Raw genomic sequence first — 16464 nt, 5'->3', positions numbered from 1 at the left:
AAGGACATATTCTATATTGAAATAATTGGGTTTATGGTATACTGAATTATAGGTATATATTTTTTCATGTTTTACGAAGGAGGCTATATATGGATATAATTATCAGACCTGCGGAAACCAGTGATTTTGACAGTGTAGTACATATCCTGAATCAGGTTCAGGCTTTGCATGTGAACTGGCGGCCTGATATTTACAAAGAAAGTAAGGATTTTTTCTCTTTGGATGCTTTTCAGGATGCTTTGGATAAAGAAGCTTTTTATGTTGCCGAATCAGAGCACAGGATTATTGGAATTCTGGAGCTTACATACCGGCATATTGAATTTCCTTCGATGCTTACCCGTGATGTAATTTATATCGATACAATGGCGGTTGATGAAAATTACAGAGGTATGGGTATCGGACATCATTTTTTTGAAATGCTAAAGAACTTAAAAAAAGAGAAACATTTTGATGGCATTGAATTACAGGTAAACGCTAAAAATGTGGCTGCATATGAAATGTACAAAAAATATGGCTTTACAGAAAAATCAATCAACATGGAATTATTATAAGTAGTGAGGTGCAAAGTTATGAATAATGAAATTGTGAATGCTATGGAGGAACTTGAAAACTGGTTGGCTGATCCGGCTGAGCTGGGGCGGAAACCGGCGAAGATTGAGTATACGGCTTCTTTTGAGGATGAGGATGGGATCAAATGTATGATCTTTAAATTCAAGAAATCTTTCTTTGGAAAATGGCTTCTTGGAATCGTCAGTGAATCCGGAACCTTCAGTGAGATGAAGGAATACAATTCTGCCACAGAAACAGAAAATGCAAAAGCATTGCTTCATATTTTAAAAGAATACTGGAAAAAAATGGCAGAAAAAGAGCAGGGATTTATCGAAATTCCGATTGAAAATCTAATCGAATGGGACGAGCCGAATGGGGAAGGTTGTATCGTTTCCGATAAGATCACAAAAGAAGGCTACAAAGTCGGCTACATGCTCCGCGAAGAGCCAACAGAAGGGAATCCGGACAGTGGCTGGAGATTCATGGCTGGTAATGAAGATGACGAATATATGGACAATCCGGATAATCATCATGTCTTTGCACTCAACACCATCTGCAATTACGACAGCGATATTATTCCTTATCTTCATGCCAAAATCGGATCTGCTTTCATACGTGTAGATGAGTCCCATTTTGAAAAATATCATGAATTTAAGCCTATGTTCATCCAAAAGCAATAAATAAGTAAAAATAAACTCTGTTTTTTCCACTTCACCACAACATCCCCGTCTGCCAATGCACAGGCGTGTGGAAGGTTTGACTTTCCGGTTCCGTTTTGTACTACAGCCATCAAGTCAATGAGACGTACCAGAAAGCCAAACCTTCCACACGCCATCCCATTCGCCACCTACAACTTAATCTTAGCCAGCGCATCCGCAAATGGATTATTCACCGGCTCATCCTTCTGCTGTCTTAAATATTTCTGCACATCCTTCTTGCTGACTCCCGCACCTTCTTTCTTCCGTCTCTCCTGAAACGATGTCAGCTTCTCCTTATGTCCGCAGACACACACAAAAATCTGTCCATCCCCTCTTCCTTTCAGCTGCATCTTCTTGTGACACACAGGACATCTCGCATTCGTTGTCCGTGATACTGTTTCGCGGTATCCGCACTCTCTGTCCTGACAAACCAGCATCTCACTGTTCTTTCCTTTCACTGCAAGCATTCTCTTACCACATCGTGGACATTTACTATTTGTCAGATTATCATGCCGGAACGTTCCAGCTCCCGCCTTAATCTCAGAAACCACCTGATCCGTATATTTATCAATATCCTTCATAAAATCCTTCCGCGAAAGCTTTCCCTTCGCAATCTGCGACAAACGCATTTCCCAGTCTGCTGTAAGTTCCGGCTGTTTTAACTCTTCCGGCACAAGTTCCAGAAGCTGCTTCGCTTTCGATGTAAGATAGATATCTTTTCCACGCTTTTCCAGCAAAAAGCTTTTAAAAAGTTTTTCAATAATATCCGCTCTTGTCGCAACCGTTCCCAATCCCCCTGTCTCACCAAGCGTTTTCGCCATCGCTTTGTCATGGCTTTCCATATAAGCCGTCGGGTTCTCCATTGCTGACAGAAGTGTTGCTTCATTAAAATGTGCCGGTGGCTTCGTTTTACCTTCTGTCAATGACAACACAAGTCCTTTAATCTCCTGTCCTTTTTCCAGTTCCGGCAGTGTCTGTCCTTTCAAACTCTTTCCAGACTCATATGCTTCTTCCTCTTCTTCATCCTCATCCGAATAGACTTCCTCTTCATAAGCAGCCCGCCATCCCTGCGCTTTCACAATCTTTCCAGACGCAAGAAAAGTTTCACCGCCAACCTTCACCGTAACCTGTGTCTGCTCATACTCAAATGGCGGATAAAGCACAGCAAGAAAACGCCGCACAACCAGATCATAAATCTTCCGCTCTTCATTTGTCATATGACTCAGATCCACAAACTGCTCCGTTGGGATGATCGCATGATGATCCGATACCTTCGCATCATTTACAAAAGCGAGCTTTCCGCTCAGATCCTTTTTCTTCGCTGTCATTGCAAGCTTACGGTACGGTCCTGTACCACACGCCTCCAGACGGTCCTTGATCGTCGAAACAATGTCTTTGCTCAGATATCTGGAATCCGTTCTCGGATAGGTCAGCACCTTATGATTCTCATACAGTCTCTGCATGATATTCAGCGTCTCTTTCGCCGAATATCCAAACCGCTGATTGGCTTCTCTCTGCAGCTCTGTCAGATCATACAAAAGCGGTGCATACGTTTTTTTCGGTGTTTTTTTAATCTCTTCCACTACCGCTTTCTGTCCATCCAGCTTTTTCATCAGTCCGGTCATTTTCTCTTTATCGAATGAGCGATAACTCTTTGACTTCTGATCCTGCCAGGTCAGCATAATATTTTGTCCTTTTGCAGTCATTCCATAATAACCTTCCGGAATAAAACTACGGATCTTTTCTTCTCTCTTTGCAATCATTGCAAGCGTTGGTGTCTGCACACGTCCACAGGAAAGCTGCGCATTATATTTACAGGTCAGTGCCCTTGTTGCATTGATTCCAACCAGCCAGTCTGCCTCGGCACGGCACATTGCAGCATCATAAAGCGCATCATACTCATGCCCGTTCTTCAACTTTGCAAAACCTTCTCTGATTGCTTTATCTGTTACAGATGAGATCCACAGCCTCTTGATCGGCTTTTTGCTTCCTGCTTTTTCCAGAATCAGCCTTGCTACCAGCTCTCCTTCTCGTCCTGCATCCGTAGCAATGATAATTTCATTCACATCCTTGCGGTGAATCTGTGTTTTCACCGCTGCGAACTGTTTTCCGGTCTGCTTTATTACTTCAAGCTTAAATGGAGCCGGCTTCATCGGAAGCACATCAATTTTCCACTCTTTATATTTTTTATCGTAATCTTCCGGATCTGCCAGGGTAACCAGATGACCAAGTCCCCAGGTTACAATATAACGCTCTCCTTCAATTGCTCCATTTATCTTTTTCCCACATTTAAGTACACGCGCAATATCACGCGCAACAGAAGGTTTTTCTGCAATTACAAGTGCCTTCATTCTGTCTTTTCTACTCCTTTTTATTCTTTTTCTGCTACTTCCATCATTGTCTTTAATTTATCCTGTGCTTCGGTCATACACTGGAGTAACAGTGGGTTAAATGTACCGCATTCACCATTTTGGATCATTTCCAGTGCTTTTTCATGAGAAAATGCCTTCTTGTAAACCCGTTCACTCACCAGGGCGTCATACACATCCGCCAGCGATACTACTTGTGCCGAAATCGGAATTTCTTCTCCGACAAGTCCGTCCGGATATCCCTTTCCATCATATCTTTCATGATGCCAGCGGCAAATCTCATGTGCAAGCTTGAGCAGCTTTTCATTCCGGTACATATCCAGATTATCCAGCATTTGTGCACCGATTAAGGTATGTGTCTTCATAATCTCAAATTCCTCTTTGGTAAGCTTTCCCGGTTTGTTCAGAATTTTCTCGTCAATTCCAATCTTTCCGATATCATGCAAAGCCGATGCTGTTGCAATCAATAATCTATCTTCCCATGAGAGCTGATATTTTCCTGTCTTTTTCACCAGTTGTTCCAGCAAAAGCTGTGTGATCAGATTGATATGGATCACATGCAGACCACTTTCTCCGTTTCTGAACTCAACAATCTGGCTCAGGATACCGATCATCATCCGGTTATTTCTCTCTTTTTCGTAAATCTGCCTGGTCACCAGATGGATCAGTCTCCTCTGTTTTGCATATAGCTTGATCATGTTCAGGACGCGTTGATATACGATTTTCGCATCAAACGGGCGGCTGATGTAATCTGAAACACCCATCTCATATGCCCGTCTGATATAGCTATCTGAATCTTCACTGGAAATCATGATTACCGGAATATCTTCAATCCAATGATTCTGGTTCATCGCAGCAAGGACTTCAAATCCATCCATTTCCGGCATCACAATATCGAGCAGCACCAGTGAGATCCCTGTTCCAGACCGTTCCAGTTGTTCCAGACATTCTTCTCCATTAGCCGCCTCCAAAATCCGGTAGTCCTCTTTCAGAATCTCTTTCAGAATCTCGCGGTTTATTTCCGAATCATCCACGATAAGGATCTGCTGTTTCAGTTTTTCTGATGCAGAATTTTCTTCCTTTTTCTTTCCATTTTCATCCCATTCTGTGACAACCATATTTTTATAATTTTTAGCTATATACATCTGTCTGTCAGCACTGGCAATAGCATCTTCAATATTGCCTTCGCGGAATATAGCTCCGCCGATGCTGACCGAAAGCTGCATTTTCTCATACTTCGGCACAACCGTATCGTGGATTTTTTCCCGGATCAGTTTTAGCTTATCTTCAAAAATATGTTTCTTAATCGAAGGAAGGATCAGTAAAAATTCATCTCCACCATACCGGATCAGAATATCCGTCTTCCGGATATATTTTTTGATAATGTTCGCAGTCGTTATAAGTGCCGCATCTCCCGCACTATGTCCATAAGTATCGTTATGAAGCTTAAAATCATCCAGATCGATCACTGCAATTCCAGCTTCATCCTCCATGTTTTTGATCTTTTCTTCAAAAAAACGCCGATTATATATCCCAGTCAGTACATCCGTATATAGCTTTTCATTATATCCTGACAGTTTACTGATCAGCTTATCATACCCCTCCTGATCAATCTGAATACTCTCATCAAGATTCTGAATCATTTCCATAACATAAGGTCTGCCATCAATCTCAACATAACGCGAGATCACCTGAAATACCTGCAAATCCAGAAATTCAAATTTTATCTTCTGCGTCTGTTCTTTCAGTGCCAGAAGAGAGCTACAGTTCTCGCATTCCTTGTCTTTTTTCCAGAAACTGTAACACTGACACGTTTCAGATAAATCTCCTGCATTTATCCGTTTTTCCCGATCCATCAGCATTTTCCCGTCTACCAGTCTGACAACCTGAAACACTTCCCTCAAAGATTCCATCTTTCTTTCCGCTTCCTGCATTGTCATTTGGTCCTGTTTGTTCATCCCTTTATCCTCTCAATTTTATCCTGCCATTCATACTCTTTTTTACGCTATATAATGATATGATGTTGGGGTCAAAAAGTATTTTGACCCCTTTGATACCAGATTGCTACGTGCTTTGGCACTCTCGCAATCCTCAAAAACACTCGTAATCCGCTCATTTTTCTTTGAAAAATGGCTACTTACTCATGTTTTTGGCGGATCAAGAGGTCAAAAATCCTCTTGCAAGCAAGCTTGCATCGGCTTTCTGACCTTTTGACCCTGGTATCATCATATAATAAAATTATTATAGGCAAATTCCTCCTTATTGTCCAGTTTTCCTTCATTAAAAAAACCGAAAATCCAACAAAGGATTCTCGGTTTTTAATGCTTTATGACTGAGCTGCTCCAATTCGGGCAACTGCTCTTTTCAGTGCTGCCTCTGCACGACGCATATCTGTGCCTTCCTGCTTCGCAGCAATTCTGTCCTCAGCGCGCTTCTTCGCCGCTTCGGCACGTGCCACATCAATTTCATCCGGCCACTGTGCATCTTCTGCAAGCACCGTTACCCTCTCCTGCAGGATTTCTACAAATCCTCCGAGAATTGCCGCTTTCTTAATCTCCCCGTCATTGTGGATTCGCATCACGCATGGTTCAAGAATCGTCGTCAGCGGAATATGCTTTGCATAGATACCAAGTTCTCCTTCAGTACTTACAAATTCAAGGAATTCGCAGTCACCCTCCAGAAACTTCTTTTCCGGCGAAATAATGTTAAGTTTAAATTTATCTGCCATAGGACGTCCCTCCTATTTCACACGGGCAAGCACGTCATCGATATTACCTGCATTCAGGAAATATCCCTCCGGAATATCATCATGCTTTCCTTCGAGGATCTCTTTAAATCCCTGAATTGTCTCGCCAATTGGAACATAACGTCCTTCCAGACCTGTAAACTGTGTCGCAACGTGGAATGGCTGGGAAAGGAATCTCTGGATCTTTCTTGCTCTGGATACGACCAGCTTATCTTCCTCGGAAAGTTCATCCATACCAAGAATTGCAATGATATCCTGCAGTTCTTTGTATTTCTGAAGAATTTCCTGTACTCCACGGGCTACTTTATAGTGTTCTTCTCCGACAATGTGTGGATCCAGAATACGTGAAGTAGATTCCAGTGGATCTACAGCCGGGTAAATACCAAGCTCTGTGATCGCACGGGAAAGTACGGTCGTTGCATCCAGATGGGCAAATGTTGTTGCCGGAGCCGGGTCAGTAAGGTCATCGGCTGGCACATATACTGCCTGCACGGATGTGATGGATCCGTTCTTCGTGGATGTGATACGCTCCTGCAGCGCACCCATTTCTGTCTGCAGTGTCGGCTGATAACCTACCGCTGAAGGCATACGTCCAAGAAGCGCTGATACTTCGGAACCTGCCTGTGTAAAACGGAAAATGTTATCAATGAAAAGAAGTACATCCTTTCCACCTTTATCACGGAAATATTCTGCAAGAGTCAGTCCTGTAAGTCCGACTCTCATACGTGCTCCAGGTGGTTCATTCATCTGACCGAATACCATCGCTGTCTTTTTGATAACTCCGGATTCTGTCATCTCATAGTAAAGGTCATTTCCTTCACGGGTACGTTCTCCTACGCCAGTGAATACAGAATAGCCGCCATGCTCCGTTGCAATATTGGTAATCAGTTCCTGGATAAGAACGGTCTTTCCTACACCGGCTCCACCGAACAGACCGATTTTTCCACCTTTCTGATATGGGCACAGAAGGTCAACAACCTTGATACCTGTCTCCAGCATCTCTGTCTGTGTTGCCTGCTCTTCAAAGCTTGGAGCTTTTCTGTGAATCGGTGCGTATTCAACATCCTTCGGAGCCTCTTTTTCATCAATCGGCTCACCCAGTACGTTGAAGATACGTCCGAGTGTTGCTTCGCCAACCGGAACTGAAATCGGTCCCCCGGTTGCTACGGCGTCCATGCCTCGCACCAGTCCGTCTGTCGGTCCCATGGCGATACATCTTACGATATCATCACCCAGATGCTGTGCAACTTCTACCACAAGTTTTCCTCCATCCTTGCGCGTAATCTCAACCGCATCGTTGATCTCCGGCAAGTATCCTTCCGAAAACTTAAGGTCAAGAACGGCACCGATAACCTGGGTAATCTTCCCTATATTTTTATCTGCCATTTTCTCCTCCTTACATACAGAAACCTGTATTTATCCGATCGCCTCTGCTCCGGCAATGATCTCGGTAAGTTCCTGTGTGATCGCACCCTGACGTGCTCTGTTATATTTCAATTCCAAATCATCTATCATCTCTTCCGCATTGCTGGTTGCCGAATCCATCGCCTGCATACGTGCACCGTTCTCACTGGCAACTGCTTCCACAAACGCGCCATACAGAATGCTGCTGATATATTTCGGAACAAGAAGGCTGATTGCCTCTTCCGCTTCCGGTTCAAAGTTCATCGGTGTAAGCTGCGCCTTTGCATCCTCTTCTCCCGCTTCTTCCTGCACCTCTGCCGGAAGGACTTTGATCATCGTCGGAATGTGACTTACCGTATTTTTGAAAAATGTGTAGATCAGATAGATCTCACCAATCTCACCATTTTCAAAATCTGTCAGAAGTCTTTTTGTAATACTCTTCGCATCATCATAGGACGGTTCTTCGATCATCTCTGAATAATCAGCGACAATATCATATCCTTTGTGTTTCAGAAGTTCCAGTCCTTTTCCTCCAACTGCATAGATCCGGATATTCTCCTTCGTAAAGGCTTCATTTTCAGTCACCATCTTCACTACATTGGAGTTATATCCACCTGCCAGTCCACGATTGGATGTTACAACAATGACTGCTTTCTTCTTCGAATCATCTGCTTTCAGATATGGATGATTGATATTCCCTGCCTTTGCAAGCAGAGAGGTCATTGTTGCATACATACAGTCAAAATACGGCTTTGATTCTTCTGCCCGGGTTCTTGCTTTCTGCAGCTTTACGGTAGAGACAAGTTTCATGGCTTTTGTAATCTGCTGCGTGCTCTGTACACTGGTACGGCGACGCTTGATATCTCTCATAGATGCCACTTTGTATCACCTACCTTGCCTGAAATTGTTCTTTATATTCTCCGATTGCTTTTCTGAGAGCTTCTTCTACTTCTTCTTTCAGCACTTTGTCATTCTTGATAGATTCCGGAATTTCCGGATATTTTGTCTTAATATAATCAAAAAGTCCGCTTTCAAAAGCCAGAATATCTTCTACCGCAATATCAAGAAGAAGCTTCTTAACTGCTGCATAAATGATAATAATCTGGTATTCTACCGGCATCGGCTGGTACTGCGGCTGTTTCAGGATCTCTTTGATCCGGACTCCCTGTGCCAGACGTTCGGAAGTCTCTGCATCCAGTTCCGATCCGAACTGTGCAAAGGATGCCAGCTCACGGTACTGTGCAAGATCAATACGGATTGTACCAGCGATCTTCTTCATCGCCTTGATCTGTGCCGATCCACCTACACGGGATACAGAAAGTCCGGCATTAACGGCCGGTCTGAAACCAGAGTTGAACATCTCTGTTTCCAGATAAATCTGTCCGTCTGTGATGGAAATAACGTTGGTAGGAATGTATGCTGATACGTCACCTGCCTGTGTCTCGATAATCGGAAGTGCAGTAAGTGAACCTCCGCCAAGTTCATCTGAAAGACGGGCTGCTCTTTCAAGAAGTCTTGAATGCAGATAGAATACATCTCCCGGATAAGCCTCACGTCCAGGTGGACGTTTCAGAAGTAAGGAAAGGGTACGGTATGCAGTTGCATGTTTGGACAGGTCATCATAAACGATCAGTACATCATCTCCGTTCTCCATCCATTCTTCTCCCATCGCACATCCTGAATACGGTGCGATGTACTGCAGTGGTGCAAGCTCACTGGCTGTTGACACAACTACAGTTGTATAATCCATTGCCCCAAAGGTCTCCAGAGTCTTAACAAGGGAAGCTACGGTCGAAGCTTTCTGACCGATTGCTACATAAATACACTTTACGCCCTGCCCTTTCTGGTTGATGATCGTATCGATTGCGATCGCTGTCTTACCGGTCTGTCTGTCACCGATGATCAGCTCTCTCTGTCCACGACCGATCGGAACCATGGAGTCGATCGCTTTAATACCTGTCTGAAGCGGTGTATCTACTGACTTACGGGAAATAACCCCCGGTGCCACACGCTCGATCTGACGATGCCTGATTGCCTGGATTGGTCCTTTTCCATCGATTGGCTGTCCAAGTGCATTAACTACACGGCCAAGCATACAGTCGCCTACCGGAACCTCTACAACTCGTCCGGTTGTCTTTACAGTATCACCTTCATTGATATTCTTATGATCTCCCAGAAGAACAGCACCTACGTTGTCCTCTTCCAGGTTCAGAACCATTCCGTATACTTCTGAAGGGAACTCCAAAAGTTCACCCTGCATTGCATTTTCAAGGCCGTGGACACGCGCAATACCATCTGCCACCTGAATAACCGTTCCGACATCCGATACGTTCAGCTCAGAGGAATATCTTTCAATCTGTTCTTTGATCACAGAACTTATTTCTTCTGGTCTTAAATTCATGGAGCGAATCCACCTTCTTTCTACTAATTCTAACTGCTATACCTGAATTTTCTTCAGGCTCTTTGACAGTTCATACAGCTTTGTCTTAATACTTGTATCCACAACTCTGTCACCGATACGGATCACCATTCCACCGATCAGAGAAGCATCTACCTGATAATTCATCTCAAAGGATTCATATTTTGTCGTCTGAAGAAGCCGCTGCATGACTGCTTCTTTCTGTGCCTCGCTCATTTCTACTGCTGTAGCGATATATGCAATCCCGATTTTCTTTTCTTCTTTTACAAGTCCGATAAAATATTCAAATACAGAATCTATCTTGCTGTAGCGCCCTTTTTCGATCATCAGCTTCATCAGCTCTACAATCTCATTTGAAACACGTCCGCGGAAAATCGTCTCGATCATCTGCTCTTTGTCTTCACGCATAACTCTCGGATTTCCGAGAATCTTCTGAAGCTCTGCATTTTCTTCGAGGATCACTCCGATACTCTGTACTTCCTCGAATATCTCATCCATTTTTCCGCAGTCACGGGCAGCTTCAAACAGGGCGTCACCATATACCTTTGATACTAGCTTAGCCATGTCTGTTCTCCCATTTCTTTTAATGTCTCTTCGATCAGTTCATCCTGTACACTGGTATCGATCGAAGCTGCTACTACTTTACCTGCCATTGCTGATGCAATGGAGATCATCTCCTGCTTCATATCATCAAGCGCACGCTTCCGTTCCAGTTCGATCTCATTATTGGCACGTGTGATGATCCTTGCTGCTTCTTCTTTTGCCTCTGCAACAATTTCATTTTCGGTCTTCATCGCTTTTTTCCGTGCTTCACTGAGAATAGCCTGCGCCTCTTTATCGATTTCTTTTAATTTCTGTTCGTATTCTTCTTTGTAAACGGCTGCCTCTTTCCGGTCATTCTTTGCTGACTCCTGTTCATCAGCAACTCTCTGCTTTCTGTCCTCCAGAAGTTTTCTTACCGGTTTGAAAAGCAGATATGACAGAAACGTGAACATGACAAGCATACTGAGTGCCATGACACAGGCATCAAAAAGAAGCTGCGCATCCAGATTAAACAAACGTTCCAAGGCGTTGCCTCCTTTCTCTTATTTTACAGGCAAAACCTTTTTTACAGCTTTCCAAGAAGCGGGTTTGCGAACAAGAGAATAAGTGCAATAACCAAACTGTACAGACCTGTTGTCTCTGCTACTGCCTGTCCTAAAAGCATTGTAGACGTGATGTCTGATCTTGCTCCCGGGTTACGTCCTACTGCAGATGCACCATGACCTGCTGCAATACCCTGTCCTACACCAGGACCAATACCTGCGATCATCGCAAGTCCTGCGCCGATTGCTGAACACGCTAAAATTAAAGCTTCATTTGAAATATTACCCATAATAATTTTCCTCCTTAATCACTGCAAACCTGATACTGTCTGAACTTAGATCCCAGTTTGCTTTTTACTCCGCTGACGGCATCTTGTCATTGATATATACCATCGTCAGCATGCAAAATACATATGCCTGAATTGCTCCCGAGAACACATCGAAATAGATGTGTAGAAATCCCGGCCATGCCCATGCGATCTTATACAGAAGACCATAGATAAGTCCCATGATTACAGTACCGGACAGCACATTTCCAAACAGACGAAGTGAGATGGAAAATGGTGCTGCGATCTCCCCGATCAGATTGATTGGGAACAAGAACGGCAATGGTTTGAACAGGCCTGTAAATGCCTCAATTTTGTTGTATTTGATGTTATTGAACTGAATCAGCACAAATGTGATAAGTCCAAGTGGAAGTGTTACACCATAATCTGCAGTTGGTGGCCGAAGCCCCAAAAGTCCCGAAAGGTTTGCCACAATCAAAAACAAAAACAAAGACCCGATATAATTCCGGAACGCCAGTCCGTTTTTCCCCATGCTTCCTTTTACCATATTGTCAAGCATCTCAACGATAAGCTCGGCAATATTCTGCAGGGTTCCGGGTTTGCCTTCGGCATCGCTCAGCTTAGCTCGGACAACCAACGCAAAAATCAGCAGTAATAACGCTACGATCAATATGCTGACATGTGTAGTGGTGAGCCATAACTCCTGCCCAAATAACTGGAATTTAACGAGACCGTGAATTTGAAAATCCGGCTCCTTAGCTGCCAGCATTCCTAAGCTGTTCCCCACGCGCTCTACCTCCTTTACTTAGATTTTTTGAATTTAGCGAAAAGCTTATGCATAATTGGCTGCAAATATGCCGCAAGCTTTAAACTCATAATTCCTGCAAACAATGTAAGTACATTCACAATCCGAAGCCAGCTGACGGCTATAAATACTACAACTACAACCAGATATCTTATCGCGTAAGATTTCTGCATGTATCTCTGTGCTTCCTGTTCTCCATAAAGTACCGCCTCATCCAACGAGTTTTTCATATGGATTACCATGAAAACACCTGCAGCCACCCCGATCCAAAGCCCTGCTGTCATTCTCAGATGATCCCCTGGGATAATCAGACATACAATCTGTGCGATTATTCCATACAGAAGCATAGTGATGATCATATCCTTCAGTACGGTATTGTCTGTCTTACTCATGTTGTTTCATTCCTCCCTGCTCAATTTTTGTTTTTGTCTTCCGGATCTTCATTCGCATGTCTCGCAAGTACCCATGCATTGCGCAGACCTGCCAATACACCCACTATCACCAAAGGGATAAAAACTGGAAAAGAAACCTTCTTTTCCAGCCATGTACCAAAAAAAGTGCATAGCAAAATGGGAACCAGTATACTGATGCCTAACTGACTGATGAGTGCAAAGGTTTTATATACGCTTTGTTTATATTTCATAATACTTATCTCCATTCTCTATATCACTCTCCGTTTATTATATCCTTTTTTATGAAATATGTCCACTGATTTACACACGATTGTATTTTTTCTTATACAATTTCCAAATATTGTCATCACTTTTACCAATAAATGCCATTAAATGCGTTGATTATTTAAAATATTTTATATAGTCATTTTTTTCACAATAGTAAAAGTGCTGCAAAGCGTTTTTAGCCTTGCAGCACTTTTTTATTCATCCCATTCCAATCTGTGAAGATGTCCTTCTGTATTCATTCCGGCAAACCCATTCTGCCGGAGCGCTTCATATAACACGATCGCAACCGAATTTCCAAGATTCAGTGAACGGATATCTCCGATCATCGGAATCCGGATGCTGTCTTCCTTGTGGTGACAGAGGATTTCTTCCGGAATCCCTGCGCTTTCTTTTCCGAACATGATATAACAGTCCGGTTCATATTTAACATCCGTATAAAGATTCGGTGATTTTGTAGTTGCCATATAAATCTTCGCTCCCGGATTTTTTTCCATAAAATCCCGGTAATCAATATAAGTCGTCACATCCAGATGTTCCCAGTAATCCATCCCTGCCCGTTTCAGGTTCTTTTCATTTAACCGGAAACCAAGTGGCTCGATCAGATGAAGTCTGGTATTCGTCGCCACACAGGTCCTTCCGATATTTCCGGTATTTGCCGGGATTTCCGGTTCAAAAAGTACAATATTAAGCATTTACATTCTCCTTCATTTCGTAAATTCGTGCCAGTTCGTCCGGTGCCGGTCTGTCGAGAAATCTTTTTTCTCCCCCACCCCAGATGATCCTCTCGTTTCCTTCTGTTGTGTGTCCGATGATCTCTGCCGGAATACCTTCCCTTTTCAGTCTTTCCTTTAGTTCTTCACCCTTCGGTGTCACCATAAGAACCGCTCCTGTACTGGTAAGCTGGTAAGGATTCAGATGAAATACTTCACAGACTTCAATCGTTTCCTGACGTACCGTCATTTTCTTCATCTCTACCGAAAGACCAATTCCTGCACCTTCTGCCATATCCCAAAGTGCTGCAAGAATTCCTCCTTCTCCGATCGGATGCATTGCTGACACCCCGTTCCGGCCGGCAATCTCCATTGCCCTGTCACTGAAAATTTCATCTCTCATATCTTCCAACTTATTTAAGAATCCCGGCGCAAACCGCTCTGCCAGAGCCGCCCCTTCTTCCCGTATGATCCGTAAGGTTCCTTCCATACCAATCCATTTAACCAGGACAATCTCTTCACCTGCTTTTGCCGATCTGCTTGCAAGCAGCTGTTCTTTTTTTGCCTCACCGTGTGCTGTTACATGAACAATACTCGTCTGGATCCCATTTACACTTTGCGCATCTGCAAAGAAAACCCTGAGACCTTTTTCTTTACATATCTCCGAAATCTCCACCATCATCGCTTTCAATCTGGACTCATAGGCAAACGTCGGGAGCATAATCCGGACACTGATTCCATATGCCCGCGCTCCTCTGGAAGCCAGCTGATCCACTGCCTGCGCTATGGCAAATACTCCAAGATCTTTTTCATTTCCGGCTAATGAAACATCCGTTGCGATTGTGATCCGCTCTTCACTTTCATCTGCTATATAACAGGTTTCCTCCTGTGACGGTCTTAAAAAATCTATACCTTCTATATTATTCTGTATCTGTTTTAAAACCGAACGCCGATAGACGGTCTGTGACACTCTTCCTGCTTTCATACTTTTATCCTCTTTCTGTTCTGCCATTCTTCCCAACAGCCGCCTGCTTTTTATTACTTAAGTGCAGATGCCTTGCTGATTGCCGCATTAATCTTCTCCTGATCCTGGGTTGCAATTGCTTCCTCCACCAGCTTAGTTGCCTCTGCATTATCTGATTTTGTCCCGACTTTCACGGTAACATCAGAAGTCTGATAGGTGCTGTTATTGATTACTTCCCGGCTGACCTCTTCTCCGTTTTCATAGGTAACTTTCCAGAGCCGTGCCGTGCTTCCATCCATTCCGGCTCCCTCTGTTTCCTGTGAGCCGACCGCACTTTCCGTATCTTCTACATACTTTTTCGTATACTCCGTTGTCTCCAGAGTCTCACTTTCAAATTCCACGGAATGTCCTGCAGCTCTGGTATCTTTTCCATAAATATAAAAACCAAGCTGGTTATTGCCATCAATATATCCTTCGATCAGGATCGGTGTATCGTAATTATTGACAAATTTAAAATCACTGATTCCTTCCGCTATCATTGCATCCCTTGATGGTTCTACATAGCTGACACTCATGGAATGCGGTGCACGCCGGGTGACCTCCAGTTCCGCATAAAGAACCGCATTATAAAGCGTCGTAGATACCTGACACAGGCCACCTCCGATACTCTCTACAATCTGTCCGTTCTCATAGGCACTTCCTGCCACATAGCCATTCTCTTCTGTGTAAGGAAGTGTGGCCTGTTCCACTGAAAATTCTTCTCCCGGCATAACAACAGTTCCGTTGATCAGCTCCGTTGCACGCCTGATGTTCTGCACGCGGTCCCCCCATCCGGCGTTTGTCGTATAAGAGCCAAGCTCATCCTGCAGGGATTCCAGATCTGCCTTTTTGATCGTCGGCTCTTCCGTATCCAGCTTTAACTCTACTTCTGCGTCCTCGTAATTCCATTTTTTGTTCATGAAATTCTTAATCTTCTTCACAGATTTATCTACATCAACCGTATAACCTTCTGCTTCATCTGTCAGATCGAATCCGCTTCCGTTATAGGATGCCGATGCATTGACCGCTTTCTGTTCCAGCGGAACCGCACGTTCCTGGATCAGCTCTCTGAGTTTTGCTTCATCAACTTTAAAGCTTTCATCTATGACATATTTCTTCTTATCTAAATTATGTATCTTCTGATAGCGGCTCCAGATGCTTCCATTTTTTCCGTATCCGACCGCCTTTTCTGCAAGCTTATCAATATTTTCTACTTCCGCTCCCATTTCCTCGATTGACACATCTGCGCCCTGATCTTTTACCTTCAGTACAAGTTGCTTGTTCCGATAATCTCCAAGTGTATTGTTTACCGCTTTCACTGCTTCTTCCTTGGTCATTCCGGATACATCTGTCTTCCCTATAAAAACATTTTTGCAAATATGCTCCTCATCCACCTTGCTCACATACCGCCATAATGTGAACTGAATCACGGAGAAAATAATCACGATGGCTGCAATAACCGTAATCCCCACATGCAGATTTCTCTGTCGGATACGCTTTTGTGCCTTTTCACTTAACTCTCTCTTTTTCTTTCGTGCCGCCATCAAAAAAATCCTCCTGATTTTATATGATATATGGAATAATTGATGTTGCTACCATTGCAACAATAACAACAAGAATAATCACTGCCGCTATCTTCCGTGTCTGTTTTGGATTAAACACTTTTTTTCACCTCAAATCACACATTTGTTTTCATTCTATACTCTTTC

General features: G+C 43.5%; 17 protein-coding genes. 2 read left to right on the top strand and 15 right to left on the bottom strand.

What is annotated here, in order from left to right:
* Positions 1-89 precede the first annotated feature (89 nt).
* Both PG418_RS13075 and PG418_RS13070 read left to right on the top strand, forming a co-directional pair.
* A complete protein-coding gene (locus PG418_RS13075) occupies positions 90-551 on the top strand; it encodes a GNAT family N-acetyltransferase (RefSeq protein ID WP_195255787.1) in 462 nt (153 codons plus the stop codon).
* A gap of 18 nt (positions 552-569) precedes the next feature.
* Positions 570-1229 carry a DUF2185 domain-containing protein gene (locus tag PG418_RS13070; protein WP_175305416.1) on the top strand — a complete coding sequence of 220 codons (660 nt, stop codon included), beginning with the start codon at positions 570-572 and terminating at the stop codon, positions 1227-1229.
* Between the two features lie 167 nt (positions 1230-1396).
* Here the strand turns inward: PG418_RS13070 and PG418_RS13065 are convergent, their stop codons facing one another.
* The 15 genes from PG418_RS13065 to PG418_RS12995 form a co-directional block, all read right to left on the bottom strand.
* Entirely contained in the window at positions 1397-3598 is a 2202-nt protein-coding gene (locus PG418_RS13065) for a DNA topoisomerase III (RefSeq protein ID WP_498837490.1), read from the bottom strand.
* A gap of 20 nt (positions 3599-3618) precedes the next feature.
* The gene (locus PG418_RS13060; RefSeq protein ID WP_055249044.1) at positions 3619-5574 is read right to left on the bottom strand and encodes a diguanylate cyclase; all 1956 of its coding nucleotides are present in this window, start codon (positions 5572-5574) and stop codon (positions 3619-3621) included.
* A 368-nt stretch (positions 5575-5942) separates the two neighbouring features.
* Positions 5943-6344 carry an ATP synthase F1 subunit epsilon gene (gene atpC, locus PG418_RS13055; protein WP_008370075.1) on the bottom strand — a complete coding sequence of 134 codons (402 nt, stop codon included), beginning with the start codon at positions 6342-6344 and terminating at the stop codon, positions 5943-5945.
* Positions 6345-6356: 12 nt separating this feature from the next.
* The gene (gene atpD, locus PG418_RS13050; RefSeq protein WP_008370073.1) at positions 6357-7748 is read right to left on the bottom strand and encodes a F0F1 ATP synthase subunit beta; all 1392 of its coding nucleotides are present in this window, start codon (positions 7746-7748) and stop codon (positions 6357-6359) included.
* Between the two features lie 30 nt (positions 7749-7778).
* Positions 7779-8645, bottom strand: coding sequence for an ATP synthase F1 subunit gamma (gene atpG, locus PG418_RS13045; RefSeq protein ID WP_173687943.1), 867 nt, complete (start codon positions 8643-8645; stop codon positions 7779-7781).
* 10 nt (positions 8646-8655) lie between these two features.
* Positions 8656-10167, bottom strand: a complete 1512-nt coding sequence (gene atpA / locus PG418_RS13040; RefSeq protein WP_270203713.1) for a F0F1 ATP synthase subunit alpha — start codon at positions 10165-10167, stop codon at positions 8656-8658.
* Between the two features lie 36 nt (positions 10168-10203).
* Positions 10204-10749, bottom strand: coding sequence for an ATP synthase F1 subunit delta (gene atpH, locus PG418_RS13035; RefSeq protein WP_498837489.1), 546 nt, complete (start codon positions 10747-10749; stop codon positions 10204-10206).
* Positions 10737-11252: a F0F1 ATP synthase subunit B gene (atpF, locus tag PG418_RS13030; protein WP_008370063.1), complete on the bottom strand. Its 516-nt coding sequence runs from the start codon at positions 11250-11252 to the stop codon at positions 10737-10739. Before atpF ends, atpH begins: the two co-directional genes overlap by 13 nt.
* 41 nt (positions 11253-11293) lie before the next feature.
* On the bottom strand, positions 11294-11560 hold the full coding sequence (atpE, locus tag PG418_RS13025; RefSeq protein WP_008370061.1) for an ATP synthase F0 subunit C: 267 nt from the start codon (positions 11558-11560) through the stop codon (positions 11294-11296).
* Between the two features lie 64 nt (positions 11561-11624).
* Positions 11625-12344: a F0F1 ATP synthase subunit A gene (gene atpB / locus PG418_RS13020; protein WP_022220233.1), complete on the bottom strand. Its 720-nt coding sequence runs from the start codon at positions 12342-12344 to the stop codon at positions 11625-11627.
* A 14-nt stretch (positions 12345-12358) separates the two neighbouring features.
* A complete protein-coding gene (locus PG418_RS13015) occupies positions 12359-12754 on the bottom strand; it encodes an ATP synthase subunit I (RefSeq protein WP_008370058.1) in 396 nt (131 codons plus the stop codon).
* A 20-nt stretch (positions 12755-12774) separates the two neighbouring features.
* Complete coding sequence (locus PG418_RS13010; RefSeq protein ID WP_022220232.1) at positions 12775-13005, bottom strand: AtpZ/AtpI family protein; 231 nt, start codon at positions 13003-13005, stop codon at positions 12775-12777.
* A 231-nt stretch (positions 13006-13236) separates the two neighbouring features.
* The gene (locus PG418_RS13005; RefSeq protein WP_117557510.1) at positions 13237-13734 is read right to left on the bottom strand and encodes a tRNA (cytidine(34)-2'-O)-methyltransferase; all 498 of its coding nucleotides are present in this window, start codon (positions 13732-13734) and stop codon (positions 13237-13239) included.
* The gene (locus PG418_RS13000; RefSeq protein ID WP_022220231.1) at positions 13727-14764 is read right to left on the bottom strand and encodes an AIR synthase-related protein; all 1038 of its coding nucleotides are present in this window, start codon (positions 14762-14764) and stop codon (positions 13727-13729) included. Before PG418_RS13000 ends, PG418_RS13005 begins: the two co-directional genes overlap by 8 nt.
* A gap of 26 nt (positions 14765-14790) precedes the next feature.
* On the bottom strand, positions 14791-16299 hold the full coding sequence (locus tag PG418_RS12995) for a VanW family protein (protein WP_195488758.1): 1509 nt from the start codon (positions 16297-16299) through the stop codon (positions 14791-14793).
* Between the last annotated feature and the right edge of the window lie 165 nt (positions 16300-16464).

This window comes from Bariatricus sp. TF06-38A, from assembly GCF_027690675.1.
In the GTDB taxonomy this organism is placed as follows: Bacteria; Bacillota; Clostridia; order Lachnospirales; family Lachnospiraceae; genus Allocoprococcus; species Allocoprococcus comes.
Note: the sequence above shows the minus strand (reverse complement) of the source record. Positions and strands in the feature narration are given on the sequence as shown.

Bases quoted from the DNA above. Each gene is read 5' to 3' on its own strand.
- PG418_RS13000 (WP_022220231.1), bottom strand. From the start codon at position 14,764: ATGGCAGAACAGAAAGAGGATAAAAGTATGAAAGCAGGAAGAGTGTCA.
- PG418_RS13015 (WP_008370058.1), bottom strand. From the start codon at position 12,754: ATGAGTAAGACAGACAATACCGTACTGAAGGATATGATCATCACTATG.
- PG418_RS13075 (WP_195255787.1), top strand. From the start codon at position 90: ATGGATATAATTATCAGACCTGCGGAAACCAGTGATTTTGACAGTGTA.
- PG418_RS13065 (WP_498837490.1), bottom strand. From the start codon at position 3,598: ATGAAGGCACTTGTAATTGCAGAAAAACCTTCTGTTGCGCGTGATATT.
- atpC (WP_008370075.1), bottom strand. From the start codon at position 6,344: ATGGCAGATAAATTTAAACTTAACATTATTTCGCCGGAAAAGAAGTTT.
- PG418_RS13070 (WP_175305416.1), top strand. From the start codon at position 570: ATGAATAATGAAATTGTGAATGCTATGGAGGAACTTGAAAACTGGTTG.
- atpE (WP_008370061.1), bottom strand. From the start codon at position 11,560: ATGGGTAATATTTCAAATGAAGCTTTAATTTTAGCGTGTTCAGCAATC.
- PG418_RS13005 (WP_117557510.1), bottom strand. From the start codon at position 13,734: ATGCTTAATATTGTACTTTTTGAACCGGAAATCCCGGCAAATACCGGA.
- PG418_RS13010 (WP_022220232.1), bottom strand. From the start codon at position 13,005: ATGAAATATAAACAAAGCGTATATAAAACCTTTGCACTCATCAGTCAG.
- PG418_RS12995 (WP_195488758.1), bottom strand. From the start codon at position 16,299: ATGGCGGCACGAAAGAAAAAGAGAGAGTTAAGTGAAAAGGCACAAAAG.
- PG418_RS13060 (WP_055249044.1), bottom strand. From the start codon at position 5,574: ATGAACAAACAGGACCAAATGACAATGCAGGAAGCGGAAAGAAAGATG.
- atpD (WP_008370073.1), bottom strand. From the start codon at position 7,748: ATGGCAGATAAAAATATAGGGAAGATTACCCAGGTTATCGGTGCCGTT.
- atpH (WP_498837489.1), bottom strand. From the start codon at position 10,749: ATGGCTAAGCTAGTATCAAAGGTATATGGTGACGCCCTGTTTGAAGCT.
- atpA (WP_270203713.1), bottom strand. From the start codon at position 10,167: ATGAATTTAAGACCAGAAGAAATAAGTTCTGTGATCAAAGAACAGATT.